Source organism: Clostridium uliginosum (assembly GCF_900112485.1).
GTDB lineage: Bacteria > Bacillota > Clostridia > Clostridiales > Clostridiaceae > Clostridium > Clostridium uliginosum.
The window spans coordinates 61,015-81,799 of the sequence record NZ_FOMG01000011.1 but is presented as its reverse complement, the minus strand read 5'-3'; the positions used below and the strand labels follow the sequence as shown (position 1 = coordinate 81,799).

15 protein-coding genes are annotated in these 20,785 nt (G+C 27.7%); 6 read left to right on the top strand and 9 right to left on the bottom strand.

The features are described 5' to 3' along the window. Positions 1–418: 418 nt before the first annotated feature. From trpS to BM027_RS09085, 3 genes are all read left to right on the top strand, one after another. Positions 419–1,435: a tryptophan--tRNA ligase gene (gene trpS, locus BM027_RS09095; protein ID WP_090091055.1), complete on the top strand. Its 1,017-nt coding sequence runs from the start codon at positions 419–421 to the stop codon at positions 1,433–1,435. A gap of 847 nt (positions 1,436–2,282) precedes the next feature. Beyond that, positions 2,283–2,702 (top strand): Lin0368 family putative glycerol transporter subunit, encoded by a 420-nt coding sequence (locus BM027_RS09090; RefSeq protein ID WP_090091053.1) that lies wholly within the window; start codon positions 2,283–2,285, stop codon positions 2,700–2,702. A gap of 58 nt (positions 2,703–2,760) precedes the next feature. After that, the gene (locus tag BM027_RS09085; protein WP_090091051.1) at positions 2,761–3,105 is read left to right on the top strand and encodes a Lin0368 family putative glycerol transporter subunit; all 345 of its coding nucleotides are present in this window, start codon (positions 2,761–2,763) and stop codon (positions 3,103–3,105) included. A gap of 231 nt (positions 3,106–3,336) precedes the next feature. Here BM027_RS09085 and BM027_RS09080 read toward each other — a convergent pair whose 3' ends face one another. Further along, positions 3,337–5,358 carry a methyl-accepting chemotaxis protein gene (locus BM027_RS09080; protein WP_090091040.1) on the bottom strand — a complete coding sequence of 674 codons (2,022 nt, stop codon included), beginning with the start codon at positions 5,356–5,358 and terminating at the stop codon, positions 3,337–3,339. A 262-nt stretch (positions 5,359–5,620) separates the two neighbouring features. Then, positions 5,621–6,490, bottom strand: coding sequence for a UTP--glucose-1-phosphate uridylyltransferase GalU (galU, locus tag BM027_RS09075; RefSeq protein ID WP_090091038.1), 870 nt, complete (start codon positions 6,488–6,490; stop codon positions 5,621–5,623). A 443-nt stretch (positions 6,491–6,933) separates the two neighbouring features. Here galU and brnQ point away from each other — a divergent pair, with 443 nt between their 5' ends. Further along, the gene (brnQ, locus tag BM027_RS09070) at positions 6,934–8,205 is read left to right on the top strand and encodes a branched-chain amino acid transport system II carrier protein (protein WP_090091036.1); all 1,272 of its coding nucleotides are present in this window, start codon (positions 6,934–6,936) and stop codon (positions 8,203–8,205) included. Between the two features lie 485 nt (positions 8,206–8,690). Here brnQ and BM027_RS09065 read toward each other — a convergent pair whose 3' ends face one another. From BM027_RS09065 to BM027_RS09055, 3 genes are all read right to left on the bottom strand, one after another. Continuing rightward, entirely contained in the window at positions 8,691–9,794 is a 1,104-nt protein-coding gene (locus BM027_RS09065) for a Gfo/Idh/MocA family protein (RefSeq protein WP_090091034.1), read from the bottom strand. Positions 9,795–9,930: 136 nt separating this feature from the next. Beyond that, positions 9,931–10,536 (bottom strand): sugar transferase, encoded by a 606-nt coding sequence (locus BM027_RS09060; RefSeq protein WP_090091033.1) that lies wholly within the window; start codon positions 10,534–10,536, stop codon positions 9,931–9,933. Between the two features lie 49 nt (positions 10,537–10,585). Beyond that, on the bottom strand, positions 10,586–11,806 hold the full coding sequence (locus BM027_RS09055) for a glycosyltransferase family 4 protein (protein WP_090091030.1): 1,221 nt from the start codon (positions 11,804–11,806) through the stop codon (positions 10,586–10,588). A 345-nt stretch (positions 11,807–12,151) separates the two neighbouring features. Here BM027_RS09055 and wecB point away from each other — a divergent pair, with 345 nt between their 5' ends. Next, entirely contained in the window at positions 12,152–13,213 is a 1,062-nt protein-coding gene (gene wecB, locus BM027_RS09050; RefSeq protein WP_090091028.1) for a non-hydrolyzing UDP-N-acetylglucosamine 2-epimerase, read from the top strand. Between the two features lie 289 nt (positions 13,214–13,502). On the opposite strand, the gene BM027_RS09045 is transcribed toward wecB, so the two are convergent. The 4 genes from BM027_RS09045 to BM027_RS09030 form a co-directional block, all read right to left on the bottom strand. After that, positions 13,503–15,002 carry an O-antigen ligase family protein gene (locus BM027_RS09045; RefSeq protein WP_090091120.1) on the bottom strand — a complete coding sequence of 500 codons (1,500 nt, stop codon included), beginning with the start codon at positions 15,000–15,002 and terminating at the stop codon, positions 13,503–13,505. Positions 15,003–15,066: 64 nt separating this feature from the next. Next, the gene (locus tag BM027_RS09040; protein ID WP_090091026.1) at positions 15,067–16,929 is read right to left on the bottom strand and encodes a polysaccharide biosynthesis protein; all 1,863 of its coding nucleotides are present in this window, start codon (positions 16,927–16,929) and stop codon (positions 15,067–15,069) included. 63 nt (positions 16,930–16,992) lie between these two features. Beyond that, positions 16,993–17,979, bottom strand: coding sequence for a glycosyltransferase family 2 protein (locus BM027_RS09035; RefSeq protein WP_090091118.1), 987 nt, complete (start codon positions 17,977–17,979; stop codon positions 16,993–16,995). Between the two features lie 463 nt (positions 17,980–18,442). Further along, a complete protein-coding gene (locus BM027_RS09030; RefSeq protein WP_090091024.1) occupies positions 18,443–19,312 on the bottom strand; it encodes a LicD family protein in 870 nt (289 codons plus the stop codon). Between the two features lie 360 nt (positions 19,313–19,672). Between BM027_RS09030 and BM027_RS09025 the strand changes: the two genes are divergently transcribed. Next, positions 19,673–20,671: a glycosyltransferase family 2 protein gene (locus BM027_RS09025; RefSeq protein WP_090091022.1), complete on the top strand. Its 999-nt coding sequence runs from the start codon at positions 19,673–19,675 to the stop codon at positions 20,669–20,671. Positions 20,672–20,785: the final 114 nt, after the last annotated feature.

Sequence of the window (20,785 nt, the reverse complement as noted above, 5' to 3'; positions counted from 1 at the left end):
ATCTTTTATTATTAGGTACTGTTTTAAAAACATGTTAATATTGTTATATATTGTAAAGTGGTCTAAGAAATTAATATAGGAAACTCGACTCATATTCATTCGCTGAGTAAGTTCGAGCAACAAAATATAACAATATCAACACTATTCTAAAACATAGTCTATTATTAAAATTACATTTACTATTTTTACAATCATTTTATCATATTAATTATTATTAATCTATTATACGTATTTCTTCATTATAAGGAGCATGGAAGAAAGTAATAGGTTGATCATTAACTATCTAGACATTTTTTTCAAAATAACTAGTCAATAATAATAGTCTATTTTTCTCCATATTCTTGTAATAATTGACTTACATGTAAGCAAAACCTATAATATAAGTATTATTATGTACCTTAAGAAAGAGGTGTTTTTCATGTCAGAAAATACAGTTGAAAATAAAAAAGTTATATTTAGTGGTATTCAACCTTCTGGTGATTTAACTTTAGGTAATTACCTTGGAGCATTAAAAAATTGGGTTAAATTGCAAGATGAATTTGATACTTACTATTGTGTTGTAGACTTACATGCTATAACAGTTCGTCAAAAACCTGCTGATTTAAGAAGAAGAACTTTAGAGTTATTATCAATCTACCTTGCTGCAGGTATAGATCCAAATAAGAATACATTGTTTATTCAATCTCATGTTTCAGCCCATGCAGAAGCTTCGTGGTTACTTACTTGTAATACTTACATGGGTGAACTTGGAAGAATGACTCAATATAAAGATAAATCACAAAAATATGGTGATTCAATCGTAGCAGGATTATTTAACTATCCAGTATTAATGGCAGCAGATATACTTTTATATAATACTGATTTAGTTCCAGTTGGTATCGATCAAAAACAACATTTAGAATTAACAAGAGATATCGCTGCAAGATTTAATAATACTTATAGTGAAACATTCAAAATCCCAGATCCATATATTCCTGAAGCTGGAGCAAAAATAATGAGTCTTCAAGAACCAGCAAAGAAAATGTCAAAATCAGATGATAATCCTAATGGATTTATATTAATTATGGATCCACCAGATGTTATAAAAAGAAAAATTAATAGATCTGTAACAGATAGCCTTGGAATTGTAAATTATACTGATGATCAACCTGGTGTTAAAAACTTATTAAATATACTAGGAACTATTAAAGGCGTTGAACCAAAATCATTAGTAGCTAATTATGAAGGTAAGGGCTATGCAGAGCTTAAAAATGATGTTGCAGATGCCGTAATTCAAGAATTAGTACCTATGCAACAAAAAGTAGCTGAATTCTTAAAAGATAAGAAAAAGCTTGAAGAAATATATACTGAAGGTGCTAAAAAAGCTTCTTATGTTGCTAATAAAACATTAAGAAAAATGCAAAAGAAAATAGGATTCATTCCAAAAACATTTTAAATATAAAAAATAGAAGCCGTTTGGCTTCTATTTTTTATTGCTTATTTTTAAAATTTAGCTCTATTTTAAATTGTGTTGATATTCTAATATAAATACAGTTCTTACTCTCAGGTGAAACTTGCTTTTAACTGTGGGGTAGAAAGTGTTATCCCTGAATGTGCAACCGTTAATGAGTATTATTGTTGCTAGCTATCAAATAAAGCTCATAGACAAAAAAACTCACTTAAAACATAACTTAAAATTTTAATTGTTATATTTTCTTCATTTAATTTTTTTATTAAAATATAGCACCATATATTTAATTTTTTTTATAAATTAATAAACTTTTAACATTCTTTTTTATTTATAGACGATAATTTAAAACAAAATTTTACAGTAAAATTCGTACTTGTAACACTGCTCTTTTTAATCTTATCACCCTCATAAATCACTATTTTCCATATATTCACTAAAATTAATAACGTTTTTTTAATAATTAATTACGTTTTTTCTTGATTAAATCAAATTATTTTTTATACTAATAATGTCAAAATAATTGTTTTGAAAATGTTTGTTTGAACATAATTCGTATGATAATATATTTCTATATTCGAAATATTCAGATAATTTGTATCGTATAGTACAAGCTTAGAAAAAATTTATCGTTTAATTTATAAAATTATATTTAAAATTGATCCTGTACTCACTATTTTATTTTATTAAAATTTAGCTTAAAAATAAAAACCATAAGTTTAAACATTGTTAATTTTTTATCTTTTATTAATATTTAATATTGTACAAGCTATTAAATTTATGAGAGATTTAAATTAACAGTATTTAATATATAAAATTTAAGGGGGTTATATTTATGAAATTCTTAAGAGGGGTTATTGGTTATGCTTATGCTGGTTTGTTTGTAGCACTTGTATGGGGAGATTATGTTAAGGCGTATGGAATAGCTGGAGGATTATTAGCTTGTACACTTATTATCAGTATCCTTTGGTACATGAACCATTATTTAGGATTAATAAAATTTGATGACAATTCTGGTTTTATTGACATGGGACTTGGTATAGGTACTTGTTTATTTTTAAAACAAGCCTTTATCGAAAAATCAGTACAACCTTTAGCAAATGGTTTGCCAACACTTATTTGTGTAATAATAGGAGCTATTGTTGGTGGATTTGTTGCTGGAATGATTGAAAAAGATTTTATGAAAGATGAAGCACAAAAGCTTAAAAATGAACAAACTGTTGAGTTTAAAGAACTAGAAAAAGAAAACGTTTAAAATATTGAAAAGTAAAGTAATTATCAAAAAAAATTATTGTTAAAAGGAGAAGATTATTATGAGTACGTCAATGGCTATACACACAATGGTTGGTGGCTTTATGCTTCCATTTCTTATAAGAATGACATGGGGAAAACTAGTTAATCAATTTGGAGCTATAGGTGGTTGGATAGCAGGTGCATTTGTTGTTGGACTAACATGGTGCTTAAATCATGGCACAGCACTACCACTAATTCATCAAACTGGAGCTTGGGTTGATCAAGGGGTTTCAGTTGGTATTGGTGTATTAACTGCAACTGTTGTATTAGGTGCAAGCTTTAAAAAAGCTCTTCCAAACATTCTTCAAGCAATTACCGGTGGCGCATTAGCTGCCTTTATATCTTCACTTGTTCTTGCTGTTTAAGGTATTTTAATTTTTAAAAAAGATATGATATAAACTCAACAAGGATTAATTCATTTTTGAGTTCATCATATCTCTTTTAAAAAAATTATTTAGGACTGGATATAGATTGTTTCAACATAAATGTACTATACAAAAATAAATAAACTATTTTTTAAAATGGGGTTAATATTTTAGTATAAAGATATTTTTTGATCTAGTTCCTTATCATTTTTTTAATTAAACTCTTAATTTTTATTTAAGTTTAAATTGTTTGATTTCTATACTTAATTCTTTTGATAAATCTTTTAATTTATTTGCATGTCCTACAAATTCATCAGTTGATGCTGCAACTTCTTCAGAGGATGCAGATACTTCTTCTGCTCCTGCTGCAGTTTGTTCTCCTATAGCTGATAAATTTTGTACTTGATTTACAACTTCATTTTTCTTTTGAGTAACTTGAATAACACCTGAAGCAATTTCTTGAACTTTCTTAGTTAAATCATCTATAGCAGTTATCATATCATTAAATATCTTTTCTGCATTTAGTACTGATTCTTCTTGACTTTCTACTGTTTTATTAGTTTCTTGAACTTGATTTACAGCAGTGCTTACATTACTTGCAATTTCTTTTATTATTGAATCAATATCTTTAGCTGATAATGCTGTTTGTTCTGCAAGCTTTTTTATTTCATCAGCTACAACAGCAAATCCTTTTCCAGCCTCGCCAGCTCTAGCAGCTTCTATTGCAGCATTTAGTGCTAAAAGGTTAGTTTGTTGAGTAATTTGTGATATGGTTTGATTCATAAGTGCAATATTTTGGACACTTTCAGAAACCATAGAAACTACACTATTAACTTCCATAGTACTAATCTTAGTTTGACTTGATTTTCCCATAACCACTTGCATTATTTCAAGACCTTGTTTTCCTAAGTTATTTGTATCAATAACTACAGAATTTATATTTTTAGTTGCACTATTAATTGTATTTAATTCAATTGATACATCTTCTAAATTCGTTGATAATACTTCAAGATTTTGAGCCGATTCCATACTACCCTTTGAAATTTCACCTATAGTATTAGCTACCTCCCCAATCGCTGATGAAACCTCTTCACTCATACCAGCTAAATTAATTGAAGTACCATTAACTTCTTTAACAGAATCATCAACCTTGCTAATTAACTTAGAAATATTATCTTGCATTTCATTAAAGCTCATTCCAAGTTCTTCAAGTTCATCTCCTGTTGAAATATCGATATTTTTTGTAAAATCTCCATTTGCAGCTTCACCAATTACTTCTTTAATTTTATTTATATTTTTAGCTAATCCAACAGCAAAAATTCTTCCTAATATTATTACAAGTGCTAATAATACAAGTGCTGTTATAAATAGAATTACTTTGTAGCTTTGTTGTGATTGGTTAAGTTCTGATTGAGGTATTTGAAGTAATATTTTCCATCCGGTTACATCTGAAGTTGTAAAATTGACACTATACTCTTCATCTTGTTCCTTAATCTTAGTAGCTCCACTCTTTGAACTTAATATATTCTTCCATTCTTCTTTTTTAGTTATGTCTGTATTTCCTATTAATTCTTTATTTGTATGTGCTATTACAGTTCCATTATTATCAACAATTGATAGTAATCCTTTATCACCATATTTAATATTTGCTATTGATTCTGCAATACTTGTTAATTTAAAATCTATACATAAAGCTCCTTTTATTTGACCATTTTGTATAATAATCTTAGATATTGCTGCTACATATTCTTTTGTTGCCATATCTACATAGACGTCTGTAAAGGCAAAATTACCATTTGCTTCTTTAGCTTTTGAATACCATTGTTTTTGTGTATAATCACCATCTGATATATTCGCATCAGGATATATAACAAATTTTTTAGCGTTACCACTATAATAATAAGCACTTTGAACATCTGCATTTCCTTCTCTAAATAATTTTAAATCTTGATATAATTCTTTATTATCAACTTCACTATCATCAAAGGCATGCCTTGTTCCAACATAATTTAACATTGTTTCTGCGTTATGAATCTTTGTATTTATAGTTTCATCTACTGCTTGACCTAAACTAACTCCACTTTTTTTAAAATCCTTATCACTAGAAATTGAAAATCCTATCATGGATGTAATTCCTAACGCTAAAATTGGAATTGCTGCAATCATTATCATCATTGCAACTAATTTGCTCTTAAGAGTCTTAAATTTAAATAATAAAATTTTATCTTTAACTTCTGGTTTGTTATTATTCATTAAAATCCGCCCCTTATCACTTCATATTTTTGTTATTATTATTATTATTTTCGTTATTATTTGTAAAATCTTTAATTATTTTGTCATTTTTGATTTAAAAATTAATAAAAATATTATTGACTATTGTTTATAATTAGCAATTTAATAAAAAAATAACAGTCTAATATACAATGTATATTAGACTGTTATTTTTTTGAAAATACCTTAATAATATGTATTCATTATCTTACATATTAACTCATTATTATTTTAAACCTTACTACTATTTTTCCCAAGGTTTTGTGTTTAAATATTCAATAAAACTATCTCTTAATTCATCTCTTTTTAATGCAAACTCTACTGTAGCTTGTAAAAATCCAAGCTTATCTCCTACATCATATCGTTTACCTTCAAAATTATAAGCATACATAGCTTCTTGACTGATTAAAGTTTTTAATGCATCTGTCAATTGTATTTCTCCACCTTTACCTGGCGCAGTATTTTCTAAAATATCAAATATTTGTGGAGTTATTATATATCTTCCTAAAATTGCAACATTGCTTGGTGATTCTTCAACTGATGGTTTTTCAACTAGATCTTTAACTTTATATACTCGATTTTCTACATGAATTCCGTCAACTATTCCATATTTTGAAACGTTCTCTTCCGGAACAGTTTGAACTCCTAAAATAGTAGTATTATATTCACTAAAACAATCAATTAATTGTTTTAAACAAGGTGTCTCACTATCAACCACATCATCACCTAATAAAACTGCAAATGGTTCATTACCTACAAAAGTTTTTGCACAATGAATAGCATGACCTAATCCCTTTGGTTCCTTTTGTCTTATGTAATGTATATCAACCATATCTGAAATATTTCTTACTAATTCTAATAATTCTTCTTTTCCTGACTTTTCTAATTCAAGTTCTAATTCTACTGATTTATCAAAATGATCTTCAATACATTTTTTATTTCTACCAGTTATAATAAGGATTTCCTCAATTCCTGATGCAACAGCTTCTTCAATTATATATTGAATTGTTGGTTTATCAACTATAGGAAGCATTTCCTTAGGTTGAGCCTTAGTTGCTGGTAAAAATCTTGTTCCAAGTCCAGCCGCTGGTATAATTGCCTTTTTAACTTTCATCTTATATCTTCCTCTCATGTAATGCGTATTTCTAAAAAATAATTAGATAGTATGCTAGTCTATTATTTTTTTCAGATTCCTTATATAAAAAATTTTTTAATCTTCTATACCCTTATGTTATCACATATTTATTAATGTGTTAATATCTAATACGTATACTATATGAAAATTTCATTATATTATGAAATATTAATTTTTTTCTATAATTTTATAAAATTCTATATAATTATATAGCACTATTATAATTAATTAGTCACATAATGTTATTATATGTTGATAATTTGGTAATATTATGCTAATATCAAAAGTATTAGTATTTATACTTGTTTTTTGGAAAATTTATAAATTGATTCCTATATCATATGAAATCACTACCTTTTTCTCTTGAGCAATAGGGAGGAATCAATAAACTATATATTTAGATATTTAAGGAGGAACCCATTATGAAAAAAAACACTAAAGATATAATTATAATAGGCTTTGCTCTATTTGCTATGTTTTTTGGTGCTGGTAATTTAATATTTCCACCATTTTTAGGACATTCAATAGGCACGCAATATATTGCAGGAATGATAGGATTTATATGTACCGGAGTCGGATTACCACTTCTTGCAATTTTATCTGCAGCAAAAGGTGATGGTACATTTGAAACGATGGCATCAAAAATAGGAAAAAGATTTTCTGTGATTTTTGCTATAATATTATTTATAGCAATAGGTCCAATGCTTGCAATTCCAAGAACTGCTGCAACCACTTATGAGTTAACAATAAGCCCTTTATTTCCTAGTATTACTCCTCTTATTTCAATGATAATATACTTTATCATAAACCTAGCATTTGTATTGAAAAGATCTTCGATAATAGATACAATAGGTAAATATTTAACTCCATTACTTATATTAATATTAACATTTATAATAGTTAAAGGACTCATCATGCCAATAGGTGATATAATCTCTACCAATGCAACTTCAGTATTATCATCATCGTTTATAGAAGGATATCAAACCATGGATGCTCTAGCTGGCTTATTATTTGCAACAGTTATTTCAAGCGCAGTTTTAGAAAAAGGATATTCAAAAGAAGAAATATTACCTATGACAATTAAATCAAGTCTTGTAGCCATTACAGGTTTAGCCTTTATTTATGGTGGATTAGTTATTTTAGGCGCTCAGACAAGCAGTATGAATATTAGTGATATATCTAAAACAGGAATTTTATTATTAGTATCAAAAAGTATATTAGGTAATATAGGAACTACTATTATCGGAGTTGCTATCGGTCTAGCATGCTTAACAACATCTATTGGATTGTTAACAGCTGGCTCTGGTTTTTTTGAAAAAATATCTAATGGTAAATTATCTTATAAATTTAATGCTATTGTAATTTCATTAATAAGCATTGTAATAGGCTCTCTTGGTGTTGATAAAATAGTTGTACTATCAGGTCCTATTTTAAATGTATTATATCCAGTTGCTATTACTTTAATAATAACAACTTTAGCTAATAAATACATTGTAAACATAAAAGCAGTACGTCTAGGTGTTTATACTTCATTAGTTTTTGGAATAGCTCAAATAATACCATCACTTAATTTAAACTTTATTCCTCTAGCTAAATTAGGATTTGCTTGGTTGATTCCAACTATACTTGCTATATTAATTGGATATATTATTTTCCCTAATTCAAGACAAAAAGTTGAAATATTTTCTTAGGTACGTGAAATAAAATAACAAGTCAAATATGTGATGTATATTTAGTGTCAGACAACGAGGTATATCTGCCTAATAGTGTGCTATTAGGTGGACATGCCGACGTAGTATGATACAAAATAAACTAGCATACTGACTTGTTATTTTTTTAAATGTACCTTAATTATATTTACTTTTTTAAAAATACACTCTGTTTTAATATAGTGTTGATATTGTTACATTTTTGTGAAGTGTGCATTAGAATTCGACTTTTAGAACTCTTAAGTGAGAGTCAAAATTTTATATTTTGTTACTCGAACTTACTCAGCGAATGAATATGAGTCGAGTTTCCTTGAGTATTGTCACATTAATTGCTTGTCTAAAACTTGTTTTTGGAACAAGCTGGAATGGGATTATACTCATTTAGATGTTCTTAAGTCCAATTCTTTAGCACGCTGAACAATATGTAACAATATCAACACAGTTTTAAAATATATTCTATTTTATGATTATTTTCTTCCTTTAAAATCATCTTTCATATCTAATGTCTTGAAGTTTTCTAATGGGAATTTTACAGGCATTCCTGTCTTTCTTGACTTGTATGCAGCAAGAATTATTGACATAGCCTTCTTTCCTTCTTCACCTGAAATTAATGGTGCTCTATCATTATTTATAGCATCAATTACATCCTTAAATAATGGAGTGTGTCCTTCACCATAAACATTATCTATTTTAACATTAACTGAAGCTTTAATCTTCTCTTCATCTTCACCTTCAAATCTCCAAGTTTCAAGCTCATTAACAGCTAATCCACCAATAGAAACTGCTCCAGTTTCACCAAATATACTTAATGTTTCTTCTAAGTTCTTTGGATAAACACAAGCTGATCCTTCAATCATTCCTATAGCTCCATTTTTAAATCTTACAATAATTGCACCAAAGTCTTCGCCTTCAATATCTCTTAAATAAGTATCACATTCAGCATATACTTTTTCAACTTCTCCACCCATCATCCATTGAAGTAAGTCAATATTATGTATACATTGGTTCATTAATGTACCACCATCTAAAGCCCAAGTTCCTCTCCAAGGTGCTTGTTCGTAATATCCCATGTTTCTATTCCAAAGTATTCTTGCAGTACCATTAATTAATCTTCCAAATTTATTTTCTTCAATAGCTTCTCTTAACTTTTGTATTGGCTTGTTAAATCTATTTTGATGACATACAGCAAGCTTTACATTATTTTCTTTAGCTACTTTAATCATTTCATTTGCATCTTCAATTGACATAGCCATTGGCTTTTCTATTAAAGCATTTATTCCTTTTTTCATACAATAAATAGCTATTTCAGCATGATATCCACTTTCTGTTGCTATTGTAACAACATCTATATCTTCATTTTCTAACATCTTCTTATAGTCTTCATATGTATGAACAGAATCAGCAGATGCCCCGCTCTTTTCCATATACTCTGTTCTCTTTGCCTCAGCATTTTCTAAAACAACGTCACATGTTGCAACTAATTCAGCTTCATCAGAATTTTTAGCTAAAGCCTCCACATGCTTATAAGAAATTCTTCCACAACCTATAATTGCAAACTTTAATTTTTTCATAATTTCACACTACCTTTTCTATATATTTAGATTAGGTATCTGAAAAAATAACAGTCCAATATGTAATATCTATTTTATCCACAAAGTATGGTGAAAAATAAACTATAATATTAACTAGTTATTTTTTAAAGATGCCTTATATGCACTTTAGTATAGTCTTTACTATTATATAAATATCAAAAAACACATTACTCTTTTTTATATACTCTACATTTAATGCTAATTTATCTGGCATAATTGTGTTTATATAAAATTCTTCCGGATTTTCAGCTGTACCAAGCAAATCATTTTCATCCTTATATCTTATAGATGCTAAATCAGTTATACCTGGTTTTACTTCAAGTACTTGCTTTTGTTCTTCATTATATAATTCAACATATCTTGGTACTTCTGGTCTTGGTCCTACAAGGCTCATATCCCCTTTAAATACATTGATCAATTGGGGTAATTCATCTAATTTATATTTTCTTAAGAAAGATCCAACCTTAGTGATTCTATTGTCCTTACCTACTGTAATCTGTTTTCCTAACTTTTCTGCATCCACAACCATAGTTCTAAACTTTAAAATTTTAAATTCTTTTTGATATTCTCCAACTCTTATTTGTTTGAAGAACACCGGACCATCTGATCCAGATTTTATTTTTAAAACTATTATAAGAAAAACAGGACTAAGTACTATAAGTCCTAAAGAAGAACATATAAAATCAAATATTCTTTTAACTATCTTATTAAATTTATTCATATATCTATCCTCTACTAAAATTATTTCAAATATCTATCATCTGCTAAAATTATTTCAAAGCATTTAAGAACTTTTCTGCTAATCCATGATAAGTATGATTTTTTAATACATACTCATGTCCATTTTGACCCATAATAATCTTATCTTCTTCTGATAAATTCTTTATCTTAAGAGCAGCTTCTACTACTGCATTTGAATCTTCAGCTGGTACAGAAATTCCACATTGTGCATCTGTTACTGGATCATTTGATGCTTCTATAGAATAAATTATTGGTCTTGATGCTAGCATATAATCAAATAATTTATTTGGACTAACACCATACATAAATAATTTTTCTTTTCTTAATCCTATATAACAAATATCTAACAACCTTAGTACATTTTCCATATTATCTTTTAATACTGGATCTAAGAATTCTACATTAGTTATATTATTGCTCTTTGCATAATCAATTAATTCATCTTTGATATTTCCATTACCTACTAATATATATTTTATTTTTTCATCCTCTGTCTTCTTTGCAGCATCAAGCATTGTATTTAATGAATTTGCTGGAGAATGATTTCCTGTATATCCAATTAAGAAATATCCTTGATTCTTTAATTCTTGTAATCTTTCTATACTGTTTTCAATTTGAGGTGTTTTCTTTTCGCTATCAATTATAATACCATTTGGAACATGCACATAGTTATCTGTATTAAAGCCTCTTTCCTTTATATGTCTATCTGCATTAGGTAAAATTGATACAACTCTATCTGAGTTTTTAAATGCAAAGTCCTCTGCTCTTTGAAGCAATACTATAGCAGGGTTCTTTTCTGAATATCCCCCAATTTCCATAGGCGTTAATGGCCATAAATCATGTATTTCAAAGCATAACTTAGCATTACATCTCTTTGCAATCCTATAAGCTGGATATATATCTAAAGGATAAGTTGAAGATGCAATAACTGCATTTGGTTTATATTTATCTGCCAATTTTTTATAATTCATTCTCAATTTATACATAAATGTAGATATGTTCTTTATTCTTCCTATACCATTACCTTTATATTCAGGTGTTTTAACCCACACATAAGTAATTCCATCAATAATTTCTTCTTGAATACTATCTTCTATCTTAGGATTTTTCTTTCTTAAATGAGAAAAGTCAGCACCAATAATAGTTACATTATGTCCCATATTAACCCATTCTCTAGCCATATAATAAGGTCTAAATTCCATTCCATGATAATCAGAACCTGCATAGTGATTTATAAGTAAAATGTTCATTTAAAATTCTCTCCTTAATATCTAATCTATAACTCAATATATAGATTTTAGGCACATAAAAGAAAATAGACAAGCATACTGGTTTGTTGTTTTTTGAATGTGCCTTATATACTAAAAGCATATATTAGTTTTTTGCATAAATCCCTTATTTTATAATAATTTTCTTTTAATTCTAGTAGATTATAACACAAATTTTTTTTTATTTAAATCTATAAAAATTAAATAACTCTTACAATATGTAAAACAATATGTAAAACAAAAGAATTATCAATTAAAATGTGCTAAAATAAAGATATTAGGCATATTAGCCTTAATTATGATAAATTTAAAAGGAGGTAACAATATATGAAAGTATTAACTGTTATAGGTGCCAGACCTCAATTTATTAAAGCAGCAACAATTTCAAATAAAATTAGAAAAAAAAATACTGAAATACTTGTACATACTGGACAGCATTATGATAATAATATGTCAGATATATTTTTTGAGGAGCTTGGAATTCCAAAGCCTGATTATAACCTAAGCATAGGTTCATCAAATCACGGACATCAAACTGGTAATATGTTAATTGCTCTTGAAGACATATATCTAAAAGAAAAACCTGATATGGTTTTAGTGTATGGTGATACCAACTCTACACTTGCTGGTTCTTTATGTGCTAGTAAATTATTAATACCAGTAGCTCATATAGAAGCAGGTCTTAGAAGCTTCAACAGGGCTATGCCTGAAGAACAAAACAGAATATTAACAGATCACATTTCTGATTTGCTTTTTGTACCAACATTAACTGCTCAAAAAAACTTAGCAGCTGAAAATATCACAAAAGGTGTGTATAATACTGGTGATGTAATGTATGATGCTATAAACTTATTTAAAGAAAGAGCTAAGAAAGTATCAACAATAGTTGAAACTCTTGACTTAACTCCAGAAAGCTATATACTTTCAACCATTCATCGTGCTGAAAATACAGACAGCATAGAAAGATTAACTTCAATAATTAGTGCTTTAAGTAACTGCAACGAAAAAATAATACTTCCACTTCATCCAAGAACTAAGAAGTTTATTGAAGAATATAATTTACCGATCGGTGATAATATAAAAATTATTGATCCAGTTGGTTACTTGGAAATGGTATCTTTAGAAAACAATTCAAAGAAAATTTTAACTGATAGTGGTGGAGTTCAAAAAGAAGCATACTTCTTAAAGAAACCATGTATAACTATGCGTGATGAAACTGAATGGGTTGAAACTGTTCAAAATGGTTGGAACACAATCGTTGGAAGTGATTCTAATAAAATATTAGATGCAATCTCAAACTTTAGCCCAACAGGTACCCCACCTTCAGCATTTGGAAATGGAGATACCTCAGATATAATTACAGACATAATTAGAAGATATTTAGGTTAGGCATATATTCACATAAAAAATAGCTATATTATTGCATTTATTAATGAATAATATAGCTATTTTTTAATATACCTTTTAGAAAAGTATTGATATTGTTATATTTTTGTAAAGTGGACATTGAAATTGGACTTTTAGAACTCTTAATGAATATTGTCACCTTTTCTGCTTGTCAAAAGCTTGCCTTTGGAACAAGCTAAAAGTGGACTATACTCATTTAGATGTTCTTAAGTTCAATTTCTTAGCCCACTTTACAATATATAACAATATCAACACATTTTTAAAACATCACTTACCTTAAAAATGTAAATTCTTTTGATCTTCTTCCTATATAACTAGTATCTTCTGCTTTGTAAACTTGAATGCATGAAATTGCAAATCCCATAAGCACCCAATATGAAAATACATATGTTATTGAGCTTGGTCCAAAGCTTGCTGGTGCAAATGCTATTAGCCCTGATACAGCTGCAAAACACATAACACTCTTTTTCTTTATTCCTATAATAATATTACTAACTAATAAGTATAAGTAATATACTCCATACAATAAGACTCCTCCAACACCAAAATCTCCAAGTATCTCTACAGCGTAGCAATGAGGACTATATACCTTGTTTGTATTTCCTTGTTCTCTAATGTATTGTTCTACATTACCTACTCCATATCCTAAGTAGTTCTTTTCTTTTATAACCCCTTGTAAAACATCATGTATAATAGTTCCTCTTACATTTGTTGAACCTTCTCCACCGTCTTCAAACTGTGTTGATTCTAATGAATGCATCTTATCTGCTAGCATATTCCCAACTTGAGGTTTACCATTTAGCTCATCCTCTATTGGTTTAATATTCATAAACATAAAACTATATTTATATAAAAAAACAAAACTAATTGCTAAAATTAAAGGAAATATAAATCCTTTTAATTTTATATTTTTAATATTGAATAAAGAATATATAAAATATACTGCAAATCCAAATAGCATAGATACATAGCCTGTTCTTGAAGTTATAATCATTATTAATGAAAATGCTATGCATGTAACTAAAGTAAATACTATCTTTAGGATTATATTCTCGAATTTATATATAGCATAAAAACATATTGGCGATAAAATAGCAAGTGCTGCTGCTAAATTATTAGTATTAAATGAAAATACTATTGGCCTTGCTCTTATTATACTAAGATGTAAGTTTGATAATTTAAAAGTATCAAAGTAATGCTTTACTGGAAGTTGTTGTCCCAAGAAAACTTCTACTGCTCCAACAACTGCTATAAGTGATACTAAAAGCAATAATAAATTGACAGTTTTTTTGATTCTCTCTTTGTTTATATTATATATCATCATGTCCACAATAAAAGCAAACATCATTAAATATATAGCTATATATTTAATAGATAAACTTTTGCTTAAAGCCCATGTAATACTAACACACATATATATAAACCAAATCACAAAAAAAGCTAAAACCTTCTTATCTAATTTAGCTAGTATCTCTCTCTCTTTAAAGACTCTATATAATGATAACAAAGTAAATATTCCTAAAACTATATGAAAGAAATATATACTTTCAATTTTAGGAACATGTAATGTGTAATCATAAAATAGCGAAACTAAAAGTGTGGCATATAATAGATTATAAATATCCTTATCTTTAATAATATATACGGCTAACAATATTGTTAATATATACATTGCTGTTACTAAATAACTACCATTTAATATTGATATTCCTCCAGCAATTATAAATAAAATTGCTAAGAATATGTTTCTAACTTTATTTGCTCTATCCATATAGGTCTGATCAGTTATAAATCTAATCAGACTCTCACCGCCCTTTCTATTCTCGCCTGTATTTTTATTCCTTATCAGCATTATCTGCTGCAATCTCATCTTCATTTTTACAATGATAAGTTGGTACTATCCTTTGCATTTGTTGTTTGACTTCTCTAATATCATCTAAATCCAATAATCCTTGTAATTGGTCAAGCTTTCGTTTTAAAGTATACATACTTTCAAATGTAGGTTTACCTATATATATCTTTTTGTGTTCAGTATCCTTAAGTCCTTCTTCACTCATAAGAAGTTCTTCATATAATTTTTCTCCCGGTCTAAGTCCTGTAACTACAATTTTTATGTCCCTATTTGGCTCAAATCCTGAAAGCTTAATCAAGTCACAAGCTAAATCATAAATTTTAACTGGCTTGCCCATATCCAGAACGAAAATTTCTCCCCCTTTAGCAAAAGCACCTGCTTGAAGAACTAATTGAGCTGCTTCTGGGATTAACATAAAATATCTAACGATTTTTTTATGAGTAAGCGTAACTGGTCCTCCATGAGCAATTTGTCTTTTAAATAGTGGAATAACTGATCCATTACTTCCTAGTACATTACCAAATCTAACTGCAACAAATTCAGTTTTTGATTGTTTATCCATAGCTTGAATAATCATTTCACAAAGTCTCTTTGTTGCACCCATAATATTAGTTGGATTAACAGCTTTATCAGTTGATATTAATACAAATCTATCTATATTAGCTAAACTGGCTTCTGTTGCTACGTTTAATGTTCCAAATACATTATTCTTAACAGCTTCTTTGGGACTATCCTCCATTAAAGGTACATGTTTATGAGCTGCTGCATGAAATACAACATTTATATTATGTTTAGAAAAAACCTCATGAAGTCTTTTTCTATCTCTAACTGATCCTATTAATACCTTTAAAGATAATTCTGGATACTTTTCTCTAAGTTCATTTTGAATATCATATATATTATTTTCATAAATATCAAATATAATAAGTTTCTTAGGTTTATATAAGGCTATTTGTCTACAAAGCTCTGAACCAATAGAGCCACCTCCACCAGTAACTAAAATAACCTTATTTTGTATGTAATCAGAAATCCCCTTGTTATCTAATTGTATAGCATCTCTTCCAAGTAAATCTTCTAAATCAACATCTTTAATCCTGCTAACTGTAGCATCACCACTTAAAATCTCATACATACCAGGTATTATTTGTAACTTACAATTAGTGTTTTTACAAATTTCAATAAGTTCGGATTTATTTTTAGCATCAAGTGATGGAATAGCAATTAATATTAAATCAATTTCCTGTTCTCCTGCAACGTAAGGTATATCATGTCTATTACCTTCTACCTTAACTCCTGATATTCTTCTGCCGAGCTTACTTTTATCATCATCTATAAGTACTATAGGGTTATACTTTAATTCTCTCCTTGCCATCATTTCATTAATAATCATAGTACCAGCAGAACCTGCTCCAACTATCATTACCCTTCTTTGATCTGATGAATATTTAAATGGTATGTATAAAAGTGTCCTTCTATAAACCCTATAAAGAATTCTATATCCTAATACAAAGAAAATAGTTAAAAGTATTCCTACAACAGAAACATTTAAAGGTATAGTTGAACCTAATGTTCTAGTATAACCAATAGTAAGTAATCCTGCTAAAATACTTCCTCCAACACCCAATAAAAATTCATCTGTTCCTGTTAAATGCCATAGACTCTCATACATTTTAAATAAATAAAAACATACTAAATATATTATGCTTAAAACTATAACATCTTTAGAGTATATATTAGCAATCTCAGTAAAACTGCCAGTGTGTGTTATATTTATAGCAAAAAGGTATGCCATATTAACCATAAATATATCTATTATCATTATTATTGCCGTTTTCCAACTCTTCATCTTAATCTCCTCCCATTTAAGAGATTCTTGCTAAAATTCAAGCAAGTTATTTTTAATTTCGCCTTATCTTAATATAATATTAAAAGCCTTTAAAAGTAGATTAGGACAACACTTCATCCCTTTACATTGAATTAAATATCTAATGTTATTCTTATCAAATTTTTGAAGTTTATATTTTTTTAATGCTTGACTAACATCATCTTGTTTTAAAAATCTAAAAAGGTCTTCATGGAATTTTTCCTCTCTACATAACGTAGAAAAAATATGAGAAATTGAATAAGGAATCTTAAATTGAATTAAGAACTCTTCTATCTCTCTTAAATCCCCAATTTCTTTAATATATTTTAATAAATCAACATATGAATAATAGCAATCTAAATGTTTTAAAGATGCAGTTCTTGTAACTGCCGCATCCCATCTAACATAATATGCCAATACTTCATCAACTGATATTACTTTCTTCGCATATAGTAATGCTTTAACTATAAATACCATGTCCTCAGCATACTTTCTATTACTATCAAACTCAAGATTATTTCCCTTAATAATCAAAGTTCTATATATTGCACTTCTCATCCCTAAGTTAATTTCTCCATTTAATTGCCTAAGTGCACCTTCTTTTCCCTCAATAAAATCATCCAAAAAATTAGTTGAACTTTGTGCTAATATTTTTCCATCACCATCAACTTCACTATAATCACAAAATACTACATCACAATCATTAGTAATTGCCTTTTCATACATAAGTTCAACATATCTGGAATCAATATAATCATCAGAATCTAAAAACGATATATACTCTCCATTTGCTTCTTCAATTCCCCTATTTCTAGCTGTACTCACGCCTGAATTTTTTTGGGATATAATTTTATAATTTATATCTGAAGTTTCAAGTAATTCTCTTGCTATTTCAATGCTTCTATCTTTAGATCCATCATCTATAAGCAAAAGTTCAAAATCCTTACAAGTCTGACTTATAATTGACTTTATGTTCTTTTCAATACACTCTTCCACATTATAAACAGGAGTAATTATAGATACCTTTACCAAATCAGTCACTCCTTCTATCATCTTAGGCCTACTTCTTTATTTATATACTTGGTTTAAACACTATTTCAATTATGCTTATCAATACTTTATTATTTATTTCATCTAAATTTAAACACTATTTGAATTATACTAATATTGTTGAATATATGCAATATTTAGTCATTTTTCTTAAGTAAAAGTTCATAATTCTCTTCATTATAGGTACCAGCATCCATACTTATGCACTAAATAAAGAAATAAAAGGGCAGTGTTTATGTAGTGTTGCATCAAAAGATTTGAATGTAGGCATTTCTTCAATAGAAGTTGTTCCATTTGTTGCTTGTCACAAGCTTGCCTTGGGAACAAGCAAAAATGGTGCAACTTCTATTGTTAGAAATCCACATTCAAATCTTCAGCAACCGAAATAAACACTTCCCTTTTATTTCGGTTAGTCTTGCATAAGTGCAATTTTCACCTTAGGCATCTATACTTCTTTAAGTTTTTTAATTTCTTTAGCATGCCATACTCTCTCTTCTTCTTTTGGAAGTGTCATATAATCACCATATAATTGAGTTAAAATCGCATCATAATTTCTTGGTGCATAAAAATGCTCTCCTTGAAATTCTAATTTAACTAAATCAAAGTAATCTTCCTTTTTGTAAACATACTCACTCCAATATGTATCAACACCATACCCCATATACTTTGAATTTGGGTCATTCCAATTAATTAAAAACTTAAAAAACTTTTCTCTTCTTTTAATAGAAAATATCTTTGTAACTAATTTATAGAACGTAAAAGTTATCCTGTTTTTAAAACTTAAATGTTCTGGCTTATCACGAAGTCTATTTAAACTTTTTAATATCTCATAACTTAAAGTTCTTTGAAGCTTATAAACCCACTTTGTTTTAGGTAGACTATCATATGGAAATATGTCTATATAAACTCCATTGTGCATTTTGTCATTTTCACCTATTGCCTTTTCTATTAAAATAGTACCATTATATCTAATTTTACAAGGTACTGGATAAATATCATAATACTTATCAGTTTTAAATGTTTGCAAAAATAAATGTTCTGGTAATTCTTTTTTTGCTATCTCTAAAAATTTATCATAATCTTGTCTTAGCATTCCAATATCCATATCATCATCCCAAGGAATGAAATCCTTATGCCTTACTGCGCCAAGTAAAGTTCCAGCATCTAAAAAATATTTAAGTCCATGTTTCTCACATAATTGATCTACATCTTTTAAAATACTAACCATTAAAGCTTGTGCATCCTTTAAACTTAAATCTTCGTAGTCATCCTTTTTATATACGTTACTACTTGTTTTCTTTGATATATTATTCATTTTATGCCACCTTCTCAATGTATCTATAAAACTTATTTTTAAATCAAATTCTACATAATTCCATTTAAATATTCATTTTAATGTTATTATCAAACTTGACTTATGTCAATGAAAACACATACAAAAATACTACTTTTATTAACATATATATAATTCAATTAACAATGTGCAATATAAGATAAATCTTTCTGTATTTGTTAGAAATTTAGTCATTAAAATTCTTTGATTTATACTTTTCATTTATAAGTAAAAATGTAAAATATATATTAACATAATAATATATATAATGATATAATATTACAAAATAGACTATTATTAAAATAGTTTACAAATATCTAAAAGTAATGGAGATAATAAAATATGAACATAAAAATACAGGATAATATTGAAAATCCTCAAATTTTAATAAGTATTATTATGCCAATATACAAAGCTGAAACTTATTTAATTAAATCTATTAATAGCATATTAAATCAAACATTAAAAAACTTTGAATTAATTCTAATTGATGATGGTTCACCTGATAATTCTGGTAAAATGTGTGATGAATTTGCTAAAAAAGATAATAGAATAAAAGTAATTCGTAAAGAAAATGGTGGTGCAAGTACTGCTAGAAATGCTGGATTAGATATAGCAAAAGGACAATATATTGCCTTTGTTGATAGTGATGACTGGATAGAACCTAATATGTACGAATCATTATTTAATTTAGCTGAAAATAGTAATGCAGATATTGCTCAATGCAATTATTTAAAGGCAGAAGATGAAAATGTAAAAATTATAAATCAAGAAAATGAAATTATAACATATTTTGATAATATAGAATCACTACATAATCTATATAATGATATGTATGTTTCAACAGTTGTTCTTTGGAATAAAATTTATAAGAAATTCTTATTTGATAAGATAAGATTTCCTTTAATTAAAATCTTTGAAGATGAAGCTATAATGTATAAATTATTATTTTCATCAAATAAACTTATTTTTACAAACAAAAAACTATATTACTATAGAAATACACCTGATAGTATTATGAATGCTAAATTCGATAAAAAAAGATTATGTGTATTAGATGTATTTGATGAAAAAGTAGACTTTATGTCTAAATTAAATAATGAAAGTTTATATGCTAAAACTTTAAAATGGTATCTTTGGTCAATCATAGACCTTTACTTTGGATGTATAAAGAATTTCCCTGATGATTATGAAACAATAAGTTTAATTAAAAATAAAGCTACTAAAGTATATAGTCAATATATTAAAAGTAGTAAACATGAATTTAAATGGATAGTGCTATTCTCATTATTTAAAACAAATCCTAAAATTTATAAATTTGTAATGAACATATTAAAATAAAACAATCTATCTTACAACTACTTAGGCACACTCAAAAAAATAACAAGTCCATCTGCCAAGCCTATTTTCCATCATGCTGCGTCAGCAGATTGCCCTAATAGGCCCGCTATGAGA

Coding starts and splice junctions, on each gene's coding strand:
- trpS (WP_090091055.1), top strand. CDS start 419: ATGTCAGAAAATACAGTTGAAAATAAAAAAGTTATATTTAGTGGTATT.
- BM027_RS09090 (WP_090091053.1), top strand. CDS start 2,283: ATGAAATTCTTAAGAGGGGTTATTGGTTATGCTTATGCTGGTTTGTTT.
- BM027_RS09085 (WP_090091051.1), top strand. CDS start 2,761: ATGAGTACGTCAATGGCTATACACACAATGGTTGGTGGCTTTATGCTT.
- BM027_RS09080 (WP_090091040.1), bottom strand. CDS start 5,358: ATGAATAATAACAAACCAGAAGTTAAAGATAAAATTTTATTATTTAAA.
- galU (WP_090091038.1), bottom strand. CDS start 6,490: ATGAAAGTTAAAAAGGCAATTATACCAGCGGCTGGACTTGGAACAAGA.
- brnQ (WP_090091036.1), top strand. CDS start 6,934: ATGAAAAAAAACACTAAAGATATAATTATAATAGGCTTTGCTCTATTT.
- BM027_RS09065 (WP_090091034.1), bottom strand. CDS start 9,794: ATGAAAAAATTAAAGTTTGCAATTATAGGTTGTGGAAGAATTTCTTAT.
- BM027_RS09060 (WP_090091033.1), bottom strand. CDS start 10,536: ATGAATAAATTTAATAAGATAGTTAAAAGAATATTTGATTTTATATGT.
- BM027_RS09055 (WP_090091030.1), bottom strand. CDS start 11,806: ATGAACATTTTACTTATAAATCACTATGCAGGTTCTGATTATCATGGA.
- wecB (WP_090091028.1), top strand. CDS start 12,152: ATGAAAGTATTAACTGTTATAGGTGCCAGACCTCAATTTATTAAAGCA.
- BM027_RS09045 (WP_090091120.1), bottom strand. CDS start 15,002: ATGGATAGAGCAAATAAAGTTAGAAACATATTCTTAGCAATTTTATTT.
- BM027_RS09040 (WP_090091026.1), bottom strand. CDS start 16,929: ATGAAGAGTTGGAAAACGGCAATAATAATGATAATAGATATATTTATG.
- BM027_RS09030 (WP_090091024.1), bottom strand. CDS start 19,312: ATGAATAATATATCAAAGAAAACAAGTAGTAACGTATATAAAAAGGAT.
- BM027_RS09025 (WP_090091022.1), top strand. CDS start 19,673: ATGAACATAAAAATACAGGATAATATTGAAAATCCTCAAATTTTAATA.